The organism is Salinicola acroporae (assembly GCF_003206615.1).
In the GTDB taxonomy this organism is placed as follows: domain Bacteria; phylum Pseudomonadota; class Gammaproteobacteria; order Pseudomonadales; family Halomonadaceae; genus Salinicola; species Salinicola acroporae.
Genome location: NZ_PZJW01000004.1, coordinates 169,943 through 184,238 on the forward strand (window position 1 = coordinate 169,943; position 14,296 = coordinate 184,238).

16 protein-coding genes are annotated in these 14,296 nt (G+C 63.6%); 11 read left to right on the forward strand and 5 right to left on the reverse strand.

What is annotated here, in order from left to right:
- Positions 1-27: 27 nt before the first annotated feature.
- Positions 28-564 carry a hypothetical protein gene (locus DOM54_RS06285; RefSeq protein ID WP_110715520.1) on the forward strand — a complete coding sequence of 179 codons (537 nt, stop codon included), beginning with the start codon at positions 28-30 and terminating at the stop codon, positions 562-564.
- Between the two features lie 53 nt (positions 565-617).
- Here DOM54_RS06285 and DOM54_RS06290 read toward each other — a convergent pair whose 3' ends face one another.
- On the reverse strand, positions 618-1,367 hold the full coding sequence (locus DOM54_RS06290) for a BamJ family beta-barrel-assembly machinery protein (protein ID WP_110715521.1): 750 nt from the start codon (positions 1,365-1,367) through the stop codon (positions 618-620).
- Positions 1,368-1,453: 86 nt separating this feature from the next.
- Entirely contained in the window at positions 1,454-1,966 is a 513-nt protein-coding gene (locus tag DOM54_RS06295; protein ID WP_162619776.1) for a TIGR02444 family protein, read from the reverse strand.
- Positions 1,967-2,033: 67 nt separating this feature from the next.
- Here DOM54_RS06295 and DOM54_RS06300 point away from each other — a divergent pair, with 67 nt between their 5' ends.
- A complete protein-coding gene (locus DOM54_RS06300; protein WP_110715522.1) occupies positions 2,034-3,962 on the forward strand; it encodes an ABC-F family ATP-binding cassette domain-containing protein in 1,929 nt (642 codons plus the stop codon).
- A 66-nt stretch (positions 3,963-4,028) separates the two neighbouring features.
- Entirely contained in the window at positions 4,029-4,259 is a 231-nt protein-coding gene (gene chaB, locus DOM54_RS06305) for a putative cation transport regulator ChaB (protein WP_110715523.1), read from the forward strand.
- Between the two features lie 185 nt (positions 4,260-4,444).
- Here chaB and DOM54_RS06310 read toward each other — a convergent pair whose 3' ends face one another.
- Positions 4,445-5,221 carry an SDR family oxidoreductase gene (locus tag DOM54_RS06310; protein WP_110715524.1) on the reverse strand — a complete coding sequence of 259 codons (777 nt, stop codon included), beginning with the start codon at positions 5,219-5,221 and terminating at the stop codon, positions 4,445-4,447.
- A gap of 105 nt (positions 5,222-5,326) precedes the next feature.
- Positions 5,327-5,764, reverse strand: a complete 438-nt coding sequence (gene dtd / locus DOM54_RS06315) for a D-aminoacyl-tRNA deacylase (RefSeq protein ID WP_110715525.1) — start codon at positions 5,762-5,764, stop codon at positions 5,327-5,329.
- A gap of 489 nt (positions 5,765-6,253) precedes the next feature.
- On the opposite strand from dtd, the gene ehuB reads away from it, so the two are divergent.
- The 4 genes from ehuB to ehuA all read left to right on the forward strand — a co-directional run bounded on the left by ehuB (position 6,254) and on the right by ehuA (position 9,415).
- Positions 6,254-7,123: an ectoine/hydroxyectoine ABC transporter substrate-binding protein EhuB gene (gene ehuB / locus DOM54_RS06320; protein ID WP_110715526.1), complete on the forward strand. Its 870-nt coding sequence runs from the start codon at positions 6,254-6,256 to the stop codon at positions 7,121-7,123.
- Between the two features lie 130 nt (positions 7,124-7,253).
- Positions 7,254-7,925 carry an ectoine/hydroxyectoine ABC transporter permease subunit EhuC gene (ehuC, locus tag DOM54_RS06325; RefSeq protein ID WP_110715527.1) on the forward strand — a complete coding sequence of 224 codons (672 nt, stop codon included), beginning with the start codon at positions 7,254-7,256 and terminating at the stop codon, positions 7,923-7,925.
- A 3-nt stretch (positions 7,926-7,928) separates the two neighbouring features.
- Positions 7,929-8,621, forward strand: coding sequence for an ectoine/hydroxyectoine ABC transporter permease subunit EhuD (gene ehuD, locus DOM54_RS06330; RefSeq protein WP_110597782.1), 693 nt, complete (start codon positions 7,929-7,931; stop codon positions 8,619-8,621).
- On the forward strand, positions 8,618-9,415 hold the full coding sequence (ehuA, locus tag DOM54_RS06335) for an ectoine/hydroxyectoine ABC transporter ATP-binding protein EhuA (RefSeq protein ID WP_110715528.1): 798 nt from the start codon (positions 8,618-8,620) through the stop codon (positions 9,413-9,415). Before ehuD ends, ehuA begins: the two co-directional genes overlap by 4 nt.
- Positions 9,416-9,497: 82 nt before the next feature.
- On the opposite strand, the gene thiD is transcribed toward ehuA, so the two are convergent.
- A complete protein-coding gene (gene thiD, locus DOM54_RS06340) occupies positions 9,498-10,319 on the reverse strand; it encodes a bifunctional hydroxymethylpyrimidine kinase/phosphomethylpyrimidine kinase (protein ID WP_110715529.1) in 822 nt (273 codons plus the stop codon).
- 263 nt (positions 10,320-10,582) lie between these two features.
- On the opposite strand from thiD, the gene ndhC reads away from it, so the two are divergent.
- The 4 genes from ndhC to nuoE all read left to right on the forward strand — a co-directional run bounded on the left by ndhC (position 10,583) and on the right by nuoE (position 14,267).
- Entirely contained in the window at positions 10,583-11,038 is a 456-nt protein-coding gene (ndhC, locus tag DOM54_RS06345; RefSeq protein ID WP_110715530.1) for an NADH-quinone oxidoreductase subunit A, read from the forward strand.
- Between the two features lie 140 nt (positions 11,039-11,178).
- Entirely contained in the window at positions 11,179-11,856 is a 678-nt protein-coding gene (locus DOM54_RS06350; RefSeq protein ID WP_110715531.1) for a NuoB/complex I 20 kDa subunit family protein, read from the forward strand.
- A gap of 85 nt (positions 11,857-11,941) precedes the next feature.
- A complete protein-coding gene (gene nuoC / locus DOM54_RS06355) occupies positions 11,942-13,744 on the forward strand; it encodes an NADH-quinone oxidoreductase subunit C/D (RefSeq protein WP_110715532.1) in 1,803 nt (600 codons plus the stop codon).
- 10 nt (positions 13,745-13,754) lie between these two features.
- Entirely contained in the window at positions 13,755-14,267 is a 513-nt protein-coding gene (nuoE, locus tag DOM54_RS06360; RefSeq protein ID WP_110707135.1) for an NADH-quinone oxidoreductase subunit NuoE, read from the forward strand.
- Positions 14,268-14,296: the final 29 nt, after the last annotated feature.

Sequence of the window (14,296 nt, forward strand, 5' to 3'; positions counted from 1 at the left end):
CCCAACGCTTGGAGTCTCTGAAAGTCCATGGCTGCCTACGAAGAGGAAACCACCCGACCTCGCGTGCTCAATCTGCTGATCGGGGTCACCCTGATGACGATCGTCATCGCGCTCTGGTATCTGCTTGATTACTACTATCTGCGGGAGTCGATCCGCGATGTGACCTGGTATCCGCCGGCCCAGGGTTGCGTATTGCTGAACGGCGGGTGTCACGCCAGCCTGGGGGTCGACTCGTCGGTGGCGTTCGCGCTGCAGGAAGCGCATGACGAGAGCGGTACGCTGACATTCGAGGCCCGTGTTCAGGGCCGGTCGCCGAAGTCGGTGACGGTCCAGTTCATCGGTCGCGACATGAACGTGCAGTCACGCCGTCTCACGTTGCAGTCGAAGGGAAATGGGCTGTTCGTCGGAGAGGGGAATCTGGGGCTCTGCAGCGCGCATGTGGATGCCTGGCGGGCCCAGGTGGTCGTGCTTAGCGATCACGGCCTGAAAGGGAGCTGGTTCGATTTCGACAGCCAGCAGCCGGGCGGCTTGACGATGGGGCGGGAAGACCAGCGCTGCCTGTAAGCACCGACGCCGGCCTGTGGGGCCGGCGTCGGTGAAGACGGGTGGGGGAGCGTTTAGCTGTCGTCGTTGTCCCCGTCGTCGCTGCTGCCTGTATCGGCGGCATCGTCGGGATTGATCGCGAGCAGTTCGACCTTGAACTGCAGGGCCTGGTTGGGGCCGATGGGGCCGCCGGTGCCGGCCGGGCCGTAGGCCAGGTCGGAGGGGACAGTGATTTCCCAGGTATCGCCGACGTGCATCATCGTCAGCGCTTCCTGCCAGCCCGGAATGACCTGGTCGACCTTGAACGAGATCGGCTCGCCGCGCTTGTAGGAGCTGTCGAAGACGGTACCGTCGGGCAGGGTGCCCTCGTAGTTGACACGCACGGTGTCGTCGGCGCTCGGGGATTCGCCGTCACCGGATTCGAGAACCTGGTACTGCAATCCGGAATCCGTGGTCTTCACCCCATCCTTCTTGGCATTTTCCGCGAGGAAGGCTTCGCTCTTCTTGCGATTCTCGTCGGCGACTTTCTTCTGCTCGGCCTTCTGTTCGGCCACTTTCTTCTGCTGATACTGGGTCAGGGTGGTGCTGATCTCATCCTGGCTCATCTGCAGGTCGTCATCGCCATAGACATCCTTGATCGCTGCCGCGAACGCATCGACGTCGAGATCCTTGATGTCCTTGGACAGGCCCTGACCGAGTGTGGCACCGATGCTGTAGCTGAGCTTCGCCTGATCGCTGTCGAGGTCGACCTTGTCCTGGGCGAGGGCCGTCAACGGCATGGTCATGATGCTGCCGAGGGCGACGGCGGTTACCAAACGTTTCATGCAAACTCCTTGGGTCAGGAATGAAACCGATGCTGGCCAGTATGCGAAAGAAGCCTCAAACACCGGTGGATAGTCGTGATGTGACTCTAACAGGTGGCTTTTGGTTCCGCATCCGGGGCGTCGATTATCCAGCGTGCCATCAGATGGCGTAACGGCGGGTAATCCTCGGGCGGGATCTCGCGCAGCGTTCGGCAACTGTCCAGCGCCTGTTCGAGAGCCGCATCCGTGGCGGCGGCGAGGGCGGGCAAGGCGGCCAGTCGCGTGAGCATTTCTCGCTCGGCCTGCAGCTCCGCCTGCTTGAGGGTCTGGCGCAGCGGCTCCAGTCGGGGGTGGCGCGAAACCTCGGCCTTCAGCTCCCGGCGGCGACTGCGCAACGGCACGGTCATCGTGTGTCGCCAGTGTCTCGCTGTGGCCAGGGCCTGACCGGCTTCGGGATCGGGGCGCAGCCGGCGTTCGCTCAGCCAGGCGACCCACAGCAGTTCACAGATATCCCAGCCATGTTCATCCTGAAGCCTCAGGCATTCGGCTTCGACGCCGGGGCGGGCGTAGCGGTCCAGGGCGTAGGCCCAGAGCGAATCGGACAGATCGTCGACGGGCATGGCACTCCATACCGGTGGCGGATGGCTGGTAGAATGAGCGCCCATTCGACGCGCCCTGGAGCCCGGCATGATCGCATTTCGCCAACTCGCCCTGCAACGCGGCACCCGCCGGCTGTTCGAGGGTGCCGACCTGGTGCTGCACGAAGGCCAGAAGGTCGGCATTGTCGGTGCCAACGGCGCCGGCAAATCGAGCCTGTTTGCACTGATCCGGGGAGAGCTGGGCGCGGATGCCGGCAGCGTCGATATTGCCGGTGGCAAACGCATCGCCCATATGGCGCAGGAAGTCTCGGCGATCGAGCGGCCGCTGGTGGAATTCGTGCTCGACGGCGACGTGACCCTGCGCGAGACGGAAGCGGCGCTGGCCGAGGCGCAGGCCAGTGGCGACGCGCAGCGCGAGGCATCGCTGCATGGCCAGATCGAGGCGCTCGACGGCTATACCGCCCGGTCCCGGGCCGAGCAACTGCTGGCCGGCCTGGGGTTCGCGCAGGCGGACCTCTATCGTCCGCTGGCGGCGTTCTCCGGTGGCTGGCGGATGCGGGTGGGGCTGGCCCGGACCCTATTCACTCCCTCGGAGATCCTGCTGCTCGACGAGCCGACCAACCACCTGGACCTGGATGCACTGCTGTGGCTCGAGCAGTGGCTGACCCGTTATCCCGGCACACTGATGCTGATCTCCCACGACCGTGATTTTCTCGACGCGGTCTGCGATCACATCCTGCATATCGACCAGGCGCAGCTGATGCTCTATCGCGGCCATTACAGCGCCTTCGAGCGCGCCCGCGCCGAGCGGCTGGCCCAGCAGCAGGCGGCATTCGAGAAACAGCAGGCCCGGCGCGCCGAGATCGAGGGCTTCGTCGAGCGCTTCCGGGCCAAGGCGACCAAGGCGCGCCAGGCCCAGAGCCGTCTGAAGATGCTCGAGCGAATGGAGAGCATCGCTGCCGCCCGCGCCGATTCACCGTTTCGCTTTCGACTACCCTGCGCGGACAAGACCTCCTCGCCGCTGCTGTCGCTGGACCAGGCGGCGCTGGGCTATCCCGACCGCACGATCCTCGATGAGGTGAAGGTCTCGATCCTGCCCGGTGAACGCATTGGTCTGCTGGGGCCCAATGGGGCCGGCAAGTCGACGCTGATCAAGACCCTGATCGGTGACCTGCCACCACTCGCTGGCTCGCGCGTGCCGGGTGACAACCTGGTGGTGGGCTACTACGCCCAGCATCAGCTCGAGCATCTGGATGTGACCGCCACGCCGTTCATGCACGTGCAGCGGCTCTCGCCGACGGCCAGCGATCTCTCGATACGCAACTTCCTGGGCGGTTTCGGTTTCCGTGGCGATGACGTGTTCGGCGACGTCTCGCGCTTCTCCGGCGGGGAGAAGGCGCGACTGGCGCTGTCGTTGGTGGCGTGGGAGAAGCCCAACCTGCTGCTGCTGGACGAGCCGACCAACCATCTCGATCTGGACATGCGCGAGGCGCTGGCCGAGGCGCTGGCGGAGTACGAAGGCGCGGTGATCATCGTATCCCACGATCGCCATCTGCTGCGGGCCAGCGTCGACACCTTCTGGCGTGTCGTGGATGGTCGGGTCGACCCCTTCGACGGCGATCTCGACGACTATCATCAGTGGCTCAAGTCCCGCGAGACGGAACGCCGACGCGATCTGAAGCAGGAGGCGCGTCAGGAGAAGCGGCCGGCGGAGGGCGGCGATCGCAAGGCGGTGCGTCGGGCGGCCGCCGAACGGCGTGAGAAGATGAAGCCGCTGCGCAAGCAGCGCGACGCGGCGGAGAAGCGGCTCGACAAGGCACAGGCGGCGCTGTCGGCACTGGATGCGCGGCTGGCCGATCCGGCCATCTATGACGCCGGGCGCAAGGAGGAGCTGGCAAAGCTGGTGCGTGAGCAGGGCGAACGTCAGGCCGAGGTCGAGGCGCTCGAGAGCGAGTGGATGGCGGCGGAAGAGGCGCTGGAAGCGCTGGAGGCGGAGCTCATTCAGGCGGAATCCTGAGCCGCTCTTGACGCCTGTCCCGAGCGTCTACACTGAGCAGGAATCTCGTACTCAAGGAGAGAGTCCATGCCTTACGATTCCCGCGACGATATCCCCGACAGCGCGCGCAAGGTGCTGCCGCCGCACGCCCGCACGATCTACCAGGAGGCGTTCAACAACGCCTGGGAAGCGTACAAGAATCCCGAGGACCGGCGGGGCGACAGCTCCCGCGAGGAGGTCGCCCACGCCGTGGCGTGGAAGGCCGTCGAAGCCAAGTACGCCAAGGGCGACGACGGCAAGTGGCATCCCAAGGCATGACGCCACCCCTCCGGGATAAGTGCTTGTCGGGAGGTTTTGTTAAATGGTGAGCGGTTCGGCAAGCGTTATGAGCGATGGCCAAGCAAGGCGGAAATTCGCGAAAAGACGGAGTTTGCTTTTGCAAATGAGTATTTTGAGCGAATTTCCAACGCCGCATGGCCGAGCGCAATAGCTTGCCGTCCGGCTCACTCGGCGTAGATCATCTTCTTGGTCATCCCGCCATCGACGCTGATGTGCTGGCCGGTGATGAAGCCCGCCTTGTCGCTGGCGAGAAAAGCCACCGTGGCGGCGACATCGGCCGGTTCGCCGACGCGACCCACCGGATGCTGGTCGCGATCGATATCGCGGTGGTCCGCCTGCGTCTGGCGACCGTTTTTCTGCCACGGCCCGGTCTCGATCCAGCCCGGGCAGATCGCGTTGACGCGGATATCCGGGCCCAGGCTGACGGCCAATGCGTGGGTCATGGAGAGCAGTCCGCCCTTGGCGGCCGCGTAGGATTCGCAATGGGGCTCCGACTGCAGCGCTCGGGTCGAGGCGATATTGACGATGGCGCCATGGCGCTGGCGCAGGCCGGGGACGGCGGCGCGAGTGCACAGGAAGGCGCCGGTCAAATGGCTCTCCTGCCATAACCGCCAGTCCGCCAGCGACAGCGCCTCGATCGGCCCGCAGACCGGGTCGGCCAGCCCAGCATTGTTGACCAGCAGATCCACTCCCGTGGACTGGTCGTTCTCCCGCTGCCAATGGGTGAGGTGGTGAAACGCTTCCTTGACCTGCAGCTCGTCACTGATGTCGACGGCCATGGACAGAAGTGTCGACGCGGGATGCGCCTCGTCGAGTTCCGCCACGGCCTCGGCGTCGCGATCCATGGCGGCAACCCGCCAGCCTTCGTTCAGCAGCAGTTCCACCGTGGCGCGTCCGATGCCTTGGGCGCCGCCGGTGATGATGGCAAGGGGTATGGTCATGGTCAGATTCCTTTCTTTTTCGCTCACGGCGTGTGCCGCGTTCCCTGTCGTGTGAGGCGGCGCCGAGCCGGGCGACCGCCATTGTCAGCCGAATCGTCGAAGCCCCTATGTCTCCAGCATGAATGTCACTGGACCGTCATTGGTCAGAGTCACCTGCATCTCGGCGCCGAACCGGCCTGTCTCGACTCTCGGCCATGCCTGGAAGGCCTGGGCCACCAGATAGTCGAACATCGCCTGCCCGTGTGCCGGCGGGGCGGCGCTGGAGAAGCTCGGGCGCAGGCCCTTGTCGGTCGCTGCCACCAGCGTGAACTGGGACACCAACAGCAAGCCGCCATCGATCTGCTGCAGGTTGCGGTTCATGCGGCCAGTGTCGTCGGCGAACACGCGGTAGTGCAGCAGCTTGTGCAGCAGGCGATCGGCTCGGGCTCGGTCATCGGTCGCCGCGACCCCGACGAGTGCCAGCAACCCCGTACCGATACCTCCCACGATCTCGCCCTCGACGCTTACCGACGCCTGGCTGACCCGTTGAATCAGAGCTCGCATCGCAGCTTGGCATCCCTTTGAAAACCGGGGTGAAAAGATGGGCGAAAGGTTAGCACGCCGGACCGACAATGGAATGATCGAGATCAATAGCAAGCAAAGCGTTATTGAAAACGGACGCTACTAGAACGTATGTTTATGTTACTGGCGTCTCGAGGGAGCGATGATAGCCTGAGACGGGCGAAATCTGGCGCTCTGACCATTGCCGGCAGCGAAAAAACGGGGCCGAATCCCCAGCCGGGGAGGCTACGGGAGTGCTATTGTCATGAGTCAATAAAGGCTTTGACGCCCGCTGCTGGGGTGGTGCTACTATCCAAGCGGACCAAACTTTTAAGAATTGTCCTGGTTTGTGGGTCGTAGATCATGACAATTATACCAAGGCCTCGCCGGCCTGGGCGTGATGACAAGCGGTCACGCGCCCATCATCGAGAACTCGAGTCGAGGGTGACCCGCCAATGCGGGTCTGAATCTTGCAGACGGAGAATCTGAACGATGCGATACAACATCAATAAAGGCGTCACGACACTGATTGCCGGTTCCGTGCTTTCCTGCCTGGCCGTCGGGGTCGCGCAGGCTGCTTCACTTCAGGAGATCAAGGACTCCGGCTCGGTCAAGATTGCCGTGGCCAACGAAATTCCCTACGGCTACATGGACATGAGCGGGGAGGCCAAGGGCGCGGGGCCCGACGTCATCCGTCATATCATGAACGAGATGGGTGTCGACGACATCGAGTGGGTCACCACCAACTTCAGCTCGCTGATCCCCGGCCTGCAGGCCAATCGCTTCGACATCGCCGCGGCCGAGATGGCAGTGCTGCCGGATCGCTGCCAGCAGGTGATCTACTCCGAGCCGAACTCATCCTACGGGGAAGGGCTGCTGGTCAAGGAGGGCAATCCGAAGGATCTGCACGCCTTCAGTGACTTCGTCGACGGTGATGCCAAGGTCGCCATCATGGCGGGTGCCGACCAGCTCGACATGCTGCAGGCGCTCGGCGTGCCGCAGGACAACATGGTCACCATCTCCAGCAACGCCGATGCGATCTCGACCGTATCGACCGGCCGCGCAGATGCCTACGCCGCCACCAGCCTGACGGTCAGCGAGCTGGCCGACAAGAGTGGCGACGTCGAGTCCGCCGGTGATTTCAAGGATCCGGTCATCGATGGCGAGGAAGTGCGAAGCTGGGGCGCGTTCGCGTTCAACAGCGACAACACCGAGTTGCGCGATGCGGTCAACCAGGCGTTGGAGAAGTACAAGCAGACGGACGCATGGCGCGAAGCTCTGATGGGCTACGGTTTCAGCCAGGCCGATGTCGATGGTTCGAGCCATCACACCACGGAAGAACTCTGCACCGCGGATTCGTGAATTCAGCCAGTTTCTGAACGCGATATGACTGCGCATGTCCGCTGAGGTCGTCTTCGAGCGGGCATGCGTGCCGTGATTGACGGTCCCGGTATTGCCGGGGCCCTTCGTCAGCGACTGCGGGGTCTTCCCGATGGAATGGACGAGCTATCTCGCCCCTCTCTCCCAGGGTGCGTGGGTGACCGTGCAGCTCACGGTCTACTCGACGATCCTGGGAGCTCTCTGTGCCTTCCTGTTCGGTCTCGGCAAGCTGTCCCACAACCCCCTGGTAAAGGGGATCAGCGTTGCCTATATCGAGATCTTCCGCGGCACTTCCCTGTTGGTCCAACTGTTCTGGATCTACTTCGCGCTACCCATCATGGGGCAGGCGATCGGGCTCGACCTGCGTTTTCCGCCGGTGGTGGCAGGGGTCGTCGCGCTGGCGCTGAATATCGGTGCCTATGGCGCCGAAGTGGTCCGCGGCGCCGTGCAGGCGGTACCCAAGGAGCAGTATGAAGCGGCGACCGCGCTCAATTTCACCGGGCGCAAGCGACTGTGGCGCATCACCCTGCCGCAGGCGATTCCGGAGATGATGCCGACCTTCGGCAACCTCGCGGTCCAGAACCTCAAGGATACGGCGCTGGTATCGCTTATCTCTCTGGGCGACATGGCCTTTCGGGCCGAGCAGATCCGTAATTTCACCCAGGACAGCGTGACCGTCTATACCCTGGTCCTGTTCATGTACTTCGGCATGGCGCTGGTGCTCACGGCCTGCATGAAGCTGCTGGAACGCTACGTTGGCCGCTGGCGCGCGGCGGGGAGATAACGCATGTTTTTCGGCATCGAGTGGGATACCAGCAGCCAGTGGGCCTTTGCGGTCTCGATCTTCCCGATTTTGCTGCACGGTCTGGTGGTGACGCTGCAGGCCACCGTGGTCGGCTTCTTCATCGCCCTGATCCTGGGGCTGGTGCTGGCGGCGCTGAAAAGCGCGCCGACCCGCTTCATCCGCTGGCCGGCCAAGCTGGTGACCGAGTTCATTCGCGACACCCCGCTGCTGATCCAGCTGTTCTTCCTGTTCTACGTGCTGCCCGAGTTCGGGTTGACGCTGCCGGCATTTCTGACCGGTGCGCTGGCGCTGGGCGTGCAATACAGCGCCTATACCTCGGAGGTCTACCGTGCTGGCCTGGAGGCGGTGGCCAAGGGGCAGCGCGAGGCGGCTCGCGCGCTCAACCTGGCGTCCGCCAGGACCTTTACCCACATCATCCTGCCGCAGGCGATCCCGCGTATCATTCCCGCGCTGGGCAACTACCTGGTCTCGATCATGAAGGATGTGCCCGTGCTGTCGGTCGTGACCGTGCTGGAGATGCTCGGCGTGGCCAAGATCATCGGCGATCGCACCGGTGGCTACCTGATCCCGCTCTCCATGGTTGGCGGCCTCTATCTGGTGATGACGATCATCGCCTCCTTCGGCGTGCGCTACCTGGATACCCATCTGCCCAAGCGAGGCCTCTCCCTCAAATGAACGACGCCACCGACAATCGCGACCCCATCATCAGATTCGACAAGGTCGTCAAGCGCTTCGGCGATCATGTGGTTCTCGACGAGCTCGATTTCGAGGTCCAGCGAGGCGAGAAAGTGACGATCATCGGCCCCTCCGGCTCGGGCAAGTCGACGGTACTGCGCATCCTGATGACGCTGGAGGAGATCAACGGCGGTGTCGTCTATGTCGGCGGCGAGCCACTTTGGCACCAGCGCAAGGGTGAATCACTCGAGCCGGCTGGCGAGCAACACCTGCGCCAGATGCGAAGCCACCTGGGCATGGTATTCCAGCAGTTCAATCTGTTCCCGCATATGACGGTGCTGCGCAACTTGACCGAGGCGCCGGTCCAGGTGCTAGGCGTCAGCAAGGCCGAAGCGAAGCAGCGCGGCATGGAGCTGCTGGAGATGGTGGGATTGACCGACCAAGCCAGCAAGTATCCTCACCAGCTCTCCGGTGGCCAGCAGCAGCGGGTGGGCATTGCCCGGGCGCTGGCAATGCGGCCCAAGATCATGCTGTTCGACGAGCCGACCTCTGCGCTGGATCCGGAGCTGGTGGGGGAGGTGTTGAACGTCATCCGGACGCTGGCCGACGAGCACGACCTGACCATGCTGCTGGTGACCCACGAGATGCATTTCGCGCGCCAGGTCTCCGACCGTATCTGCTTCTTCGACAAGGGGCGGATCAAGGAACAGGGCAAACCGGAGGAGATCTTCACCGCCCCGAAGGAGGAGCGTACCAAGGCCTTCCTGAAGGCGGTTCTCGACCCGGACGATTGAGCTAAGGGCTTCGGGCGAGAAATGCCTGCGACGCTGGCATTTCTCGCTCAACGGCAACACCCTGATCTTCGCGGCTCGTTGTCTACCACCAGGCGTGAAAGTGGTGTGGTGGCCCCTTGCCCTGTCCCACAGTGAGTCGGTCGCTGGCCTCCAGGGCCTGTAGAAGCCACTGCTTGGCGGCGCCGATGGCCTGTTCGACGTCGGGGTGGGTGAGCGGCAAGTGCGCCAGGTGGGCCGCGATCGCCGATGAGAGCGCGCAGCCCGCGCCATGGAGGTTACGCGTCCGCAGCCGTGGCGCATCCAGCCAGCGCGTGGCGTTCGGCACCCACAGCAGGTCCGGGCAGCGATCCAGCGGTAAATGGCCCCCCTTTAGCAGGCCGTAAGGGGCCCCCAGTGCCGCGAGGTCGCCCACCATCGCCTCCATGGCAGCAAGGTCTCGCGGCAACTCGGTCCCGAGCAGGGCCGCAGCCTCGGGGAGATTGGGCGTGATCACGTCGGCCAGCGGGACCAGGATGTCGCGCACGGCGCGCAGCCCCTCGTCGTCCACCAGTCGGTCGCCGCTCTTGGCGACCATCACCGGGTCGAGCACGATCCAGCGCGGCCGGCGTCGCGTCAGCGCCGCGGCAATCGTTTGCGCCACCTCGCGGCTCGCAACCATGCCGATCTTGACCGTGTCGATCTCGACGTCGTCGAGCAGATTGTCCAGTTGCGTGCGGATCAGCTCTAACGATACCGGCTCCACCGCCACCACGCCTCGCGTATTCTGCGCTATCACGGCGGTAATCACGTTGGTGGCATAGACGCCGAGGGCCGAGAACGTCTTGATGTCGGCCTGCAGTCCGGCGCCACCGGACGGGTCGGACCCGGCGATCGTCAAGGCATTGGGAATCGAGCGAGAAACCATGTGTGGACATTGCAAGCAGCGGGAAAGCGTCTAGCCTAAGACAAGATGCTGTCATTGCCCAATGGCGATAAGGTGGATCGAAGATCAGAGTGGCGAAGACGATGGTCCGATAGCGGCCCGCCAGATTTACCGACGGGCTGCAATAGGACTAATTAGCAGACTTGTTACCCAGTCGTCATCGTGTAAACTCGTAAACTTACGAACCTGTCAGTTTGATTCGATATCCACCATGTTCGGGTTCCATCACGTCTGAGAGGGAAGGCATGTCCGATCCGGTCTCCGCATGGATTGCCAGCTACTGGGCCACCGGTCTTTTCGTGGTTGCCGTGGTGGCGCTTTGTGGATTGATGATCGGCGCTGCCAGCCTGCTCGGTGGCAAGAGTCATGGACGTAGCAAGTCCCTGCCGTTCGAGTCCGGCATCGTTGGCGCCGGATCCGCGCGTCAGCGGTTCTCGGTCAAGTTCTACCTCGTTGCCATGCTGTTCGTCATCTTCGACATCGAAGCCGTCTACCTGTTCGGCTGGGCCGTCTCCGTGCGCGAGGTGGGCTGGACGGGATTCGCCGGGGCGGCGGTATTCATCCTTATTCTTCTGGCAGGCCTGGTCTACGATGCTCGCGTCGGCGCGCTCGACTGGGCGCCGCGCAAGCGCGGGCGCGAAGACGCGTCGCGTGCCCGCGAGCTGGCTGCCGTGCCGGGAGTCGAGCGTCGTGCACGCTGACACCGCCCGTTGCCTCGAGACGCGACTCGTGAAACGGGATTGCGGTGTCGATCAACAAGATTATAAAGATGGGAGCCAGACATCCGTGACTGATCTGCGCTTCCTCGACCGTTTTTCTATCAGGTTTGTTGAGGCCCACTATGCAGTACACCCTGACCCGTGCGGAGGGAGGCGATTCCTCGGCTGATCGTTACCCACTCGGCGAGCGCGAGATCGTCGATGATCCGATGAAACAGCAGGTTCATCGCAACGTCTTCATGGGCAAGCTCGAGGACGTGCTTCATTCGGCTGTCAACTGGGGGCGCAAGAACTCATTGTGGCCCTACAACTTCGGGCTCTCCTGCTGTTACGTGGAGATGACCACGGCGTTCACCGCGCCCCACGACGTCGCTCGTTTCGGGGCCGAGGTCATCCGCGCCTCGCCACGGCAAGCCGACTTTATGGTCATTGCCGGCACCTGCTTCATCAAGATGGCACCTGTCATCCAGCAGCTCTACGACCAGATGCTCGAGCCCAAGTGGGTCATCTCGATGGGCTCCTGCGCCAACTCCGGCGGCATGTACGACATCTACTCGGTGGTTCAGGGGGTCGACAAGTTCCTGCCCGTGGATGTCTATGTGCCCGGCTGCCCGCCGCGTCCCGAGGCGTTTCTCCAAGGTCTTCAGCTCCTGCAGGACTCGATCCAGGAAGAGCGTCGCCCGCTCTCCTGGGTGGTCGGGGACCAGGGCGTCTATCGTGCCGAGATGCCATCGCAGCGTGAAAAGCATCGCGACGGACGCATTGCGGTCAAGGAGCTGCGCACCCCCGATGGCATCTAGCCCGGTCGTCCACGTCGATCGTTACTGCCATTGATCCTTGTGGTCGTTTTCGACCATTGATTCTGCACCGGGGGCCCGCCAGACCATGACCGCAGCCGATGATTCTCGCAACGAGAGCGCGACGACTTCCAGCGCCTCCCATGACGCCGGTCAGCCCGACGTCATGGCCGAACTGGCGCGCCAATTCGGCGAGGCCGCCTTTACGCCGCAGGCGACGCTGACCGGCATGCCGGTCATCTGGGTGGCCCGCGAGCAACTACGCGATGTACTCGGTTTTCTGCGGCGCGTGACCGGTCCGTTCTCGATGCTCTTCGATTTGAGCGCCGTCGACGAGCGCCTGCGGACCCATCGCCGGGGGTTGCCGCCATCCGATTTCACCGTTTTCTACCAGTTGCTGTCGGTGGAGCGGAACGCCGACCTGATGATCAAGGTGGCACTGCACGAGCGGGATCTGGCGCTGCCCTCGATCAGCGACATCTTCGTCAATGCCAACTGGTACGAGCGCGAGGTCTTCGATCTCTTCGGCATCCACTTCAGCGGCCACCCGCATCTGACCCGGATCATGATGCCGCCGACCTGGACCGGTCACCCGCTACGCAAGGACTACTCCGCCCGCGCCACCGAATTCGACCCCTATACGCTGACGGTGAAGGGGCAGGAGGTCGAACAGGAGGCGCTGCGTTTCGACCCCGCGGCCTGGGGCATGAAGCGCGAGGGGGAAGAGACCGAGTTCATGTTCCTGAACCTCGGGCCCAACCACCCCTCGGCCCATGGCGCGTTCCGCATCGTGCTGCAGCTCGACGGCGAGGAGGTGGTCGACTGCGTGCCGGACATCGGCTATCACCACCGCGGCGCCGAGAAGATGGCGGAGCGTCAGTCGTGGCACAGCTTCATCCCCTATACCGATCGTATCGACTACACCGGCGGGGTGATGAACAACCTGCCCTACGTGCTGGCGGTGGAGAAGTTGGCCGGGATCACCGTCACCGACCGCGCCAAGACGATCCGGGTGATGATGGCGGAGATGTTCCGCATCAACAGCCACCTGCTGTTCCTGGGGACCTATCTACAGGATCTGGGCGCCATGACGCCGGTGTTCTTCACCTTCACCGACCGCCAGAAGGCCTACGAGGTGATCGAGGCGATCACCGGTTTCCGCATGCACCCGGCGTGGTACCGCATCGGCGGCACCGCCCATGATCTGCCCAAGGGCTGGGACAAGCTGGTGCAGGGCTTCGTCGACTGGATGCCCAAGCGCCTGGCCGAGTACGAGAAGGCGATGATGGACAACGCCATCGTGCGCGATCGCACTCGCTTCGTTGCCGCTTTCGATACCCGGCAGGCGCTGGAGTGGGGCGTCACCGGCCCCAACCTGCGTGCCACCGGGCTCGACTTCGATCTGCGCAAGAAGCGCCCCTATTCCGGCTACGAGAATTTCGATTTCGAGGTGCCCACCGCCGTCAACGGTGACGCCTTCGACCGCGGCATGATGCGGATCGAGGAGATGCGCCAGAGCGTGCGCATTCTCCAGCAGTGCATCGATCACATGCCCGCCGGCGACTACAAGGCGGACCATCCGCTGACCACGCCGCCGCCGCGGGAGAAGATGCTGCAGCATATCGAGACCCTGATCACCCACTTCCTGCAGGTCTCGTGGGGGCCGGTGCTGCCGGCCGCCGAGTCGATGCAGATGATCGAGGCGACCAAGGGCATCAACAGCTACTACCTGACCAGCGACGGCAGCACCATGAGCTACCGGACACGCATTCGCACGCCCAGCTTTCCGCATCTGCAGCAGATCCCCGCCGTCATGCGCGGCGGGTTCGTGCCGGATCTGATCGCGCACCTGGGCAGTATCGACTTCGTCATGGCCGACGTGGACCGATGAGGCAGCCATCATGACTACTACCGCGACTATTGGGACGACTATCGCCAGCGACGGCTTCGTTCTCGACCCCGCCGACCGTGCGGCGATTCTCGAGGAGCGGGCGCACTATCCCTATCCGCAGGCGGCGAGCATCGAGGCGCTGAAGATCGTGCAGAAGCGCCACGGCCACGTGCCGGATGGCGCGATCCCGGCGATCGCCGAGACGCTGGGCATTCGCGTCGCCGACGTCGAGGGCGTGGCGACCTTCTACAGCCTGATCTTCCGGCAGCCGGTCGGCCGTCACGTCATCCTGATCTGCGACAGCAGTTCCTGTTTCCTGACCGATTACGAGGCCCTGCGCGACGCCTTCATCGATCATCTCGGTATCCAAATGGGCCAGACCACCGCAGATGGCCGCTTCACGCTGCTGCCAGTTTGCTGTCTCGGCGCCTGCGATCGCGGGCCCACGATTCTGATCGGCGAGGATCTGCACGGACCGGTGACCCCGGACGAGATCCCCCGGCTGCTGGAGGCGTACGCATGACGATCAAGAACCTGAGTCGGGAGGGCGAG

Excerpts from the sequence above, each read along its gene's own strand:
- DOM54_RS06285 (WP_110715520.1), top strand. The coding sequence starts at position 28 with ATGGCTGCCTACGAAGAGGAAACCACCCGACCTCGCGTGCTCAATCTG.
- DOM54_RS06290 (WP_110715521.1), bottom strand. The coding sequence starts at position 1,367 with ATGAAACGTTTGGTAACCGCCGTCGCCCTCGGCAGCATCATGACCATG.
- DOM54_RS06295 (WP_162619776.1), bottom strand. The coding sequence starts at position 1,966 with ATGCCCGTCGACGATCTGTCCGATTCGCTCTGGGCCTACGCCCTGGAC.
- DOM54_RS06300 (WP_110715522.1), top strand. The coding sequence starts at position 2,034 with ATGATCGCATTTCGCCAACTCGCCCTGCAACGCGGCACCCGCCGGCTG.
- chaB (WP_110715523.1), top strand. The coding sequence starts at position 4,029 with ATGCCTTACGATTCCCGCGACGATATCCCCGACAGCGCGCGCAAGGTG.
- DOM54_RS06310 (WP_110715524.1), bottom strand. The coding sequence starts at position 5,221 with ATGACCATACCCCTTGCCATCATCACCGGCGGCGCCCAAGGCATCGGA.
- dtd (WP_110715525.1), bottom strand. The coding sequence starts at position 5,764 with ATGCGAGCTCTGATTCAACGGGTCAGCCAGGCGTCGGTAAGCGTCGAG.
- ehuB (WP_110715526.1), top strand. The coding sequence starts at position 6,254 with ATGCGATACAACATCAATAAAGGCGTCACGACACTGATTGCCGGTTCC.
- ehuC (WP_110715527.1), top strand. The coding sequence starts at position 7,254 with ATGGAATGGACGAGCTATCTCGCCCCTCTCTCCCAGGGTGCGTGGGTG.
- ehuD (WP_110597782.1), top strand. The coding sequence starts at position 7,929 with ATGTTTTTCGGCATCGAGTGGGATACCAGCAGCCAGTGGGCCTTTGCG.
- ehuA (WP_110715528.1), top strand. The coding sequence starts at position 8,618 with ATGAACGACGCCACCGACAATCGCGACCCCATCATCAGATTCGACAAG.
- thiD (WP_110715529.1), bottom strand. The coding sequence starts at position 10,319 with ATGGTTTCTCGCTCGATTCCCAATGCCTTGACGATCGCCGGGTCCGAC.
- ndhC (WP_110715530.1), top strand. The coding sequence starts at position 10,583 with ATGTCCGATCCGGTCTCCGCATGGATTGCCAGCTACTGGGCCACCGGT.
- DOM54_RS06350 (WP_110715531.1), top strand. The coding sequence starts at position 11,179 with ATGCAGTACACCCTGACCCGTGCGGAGGGAGGCGATTCCTCGGCTGAT.
- nuoC (WP_110715532.1), top strand. The coding sequence starts at position 11,942 with ATGACCGCAGCCGATGATTCTCGCAACGAGAGCGCGACGACTTCCAGC.
- nuoE (WP_110707135.1), top strand. The coding sequence starts at position 13,755 with ATGACTACTACCGCGACTATTGGGACGACTATCGCCAGCGACGGCTTC.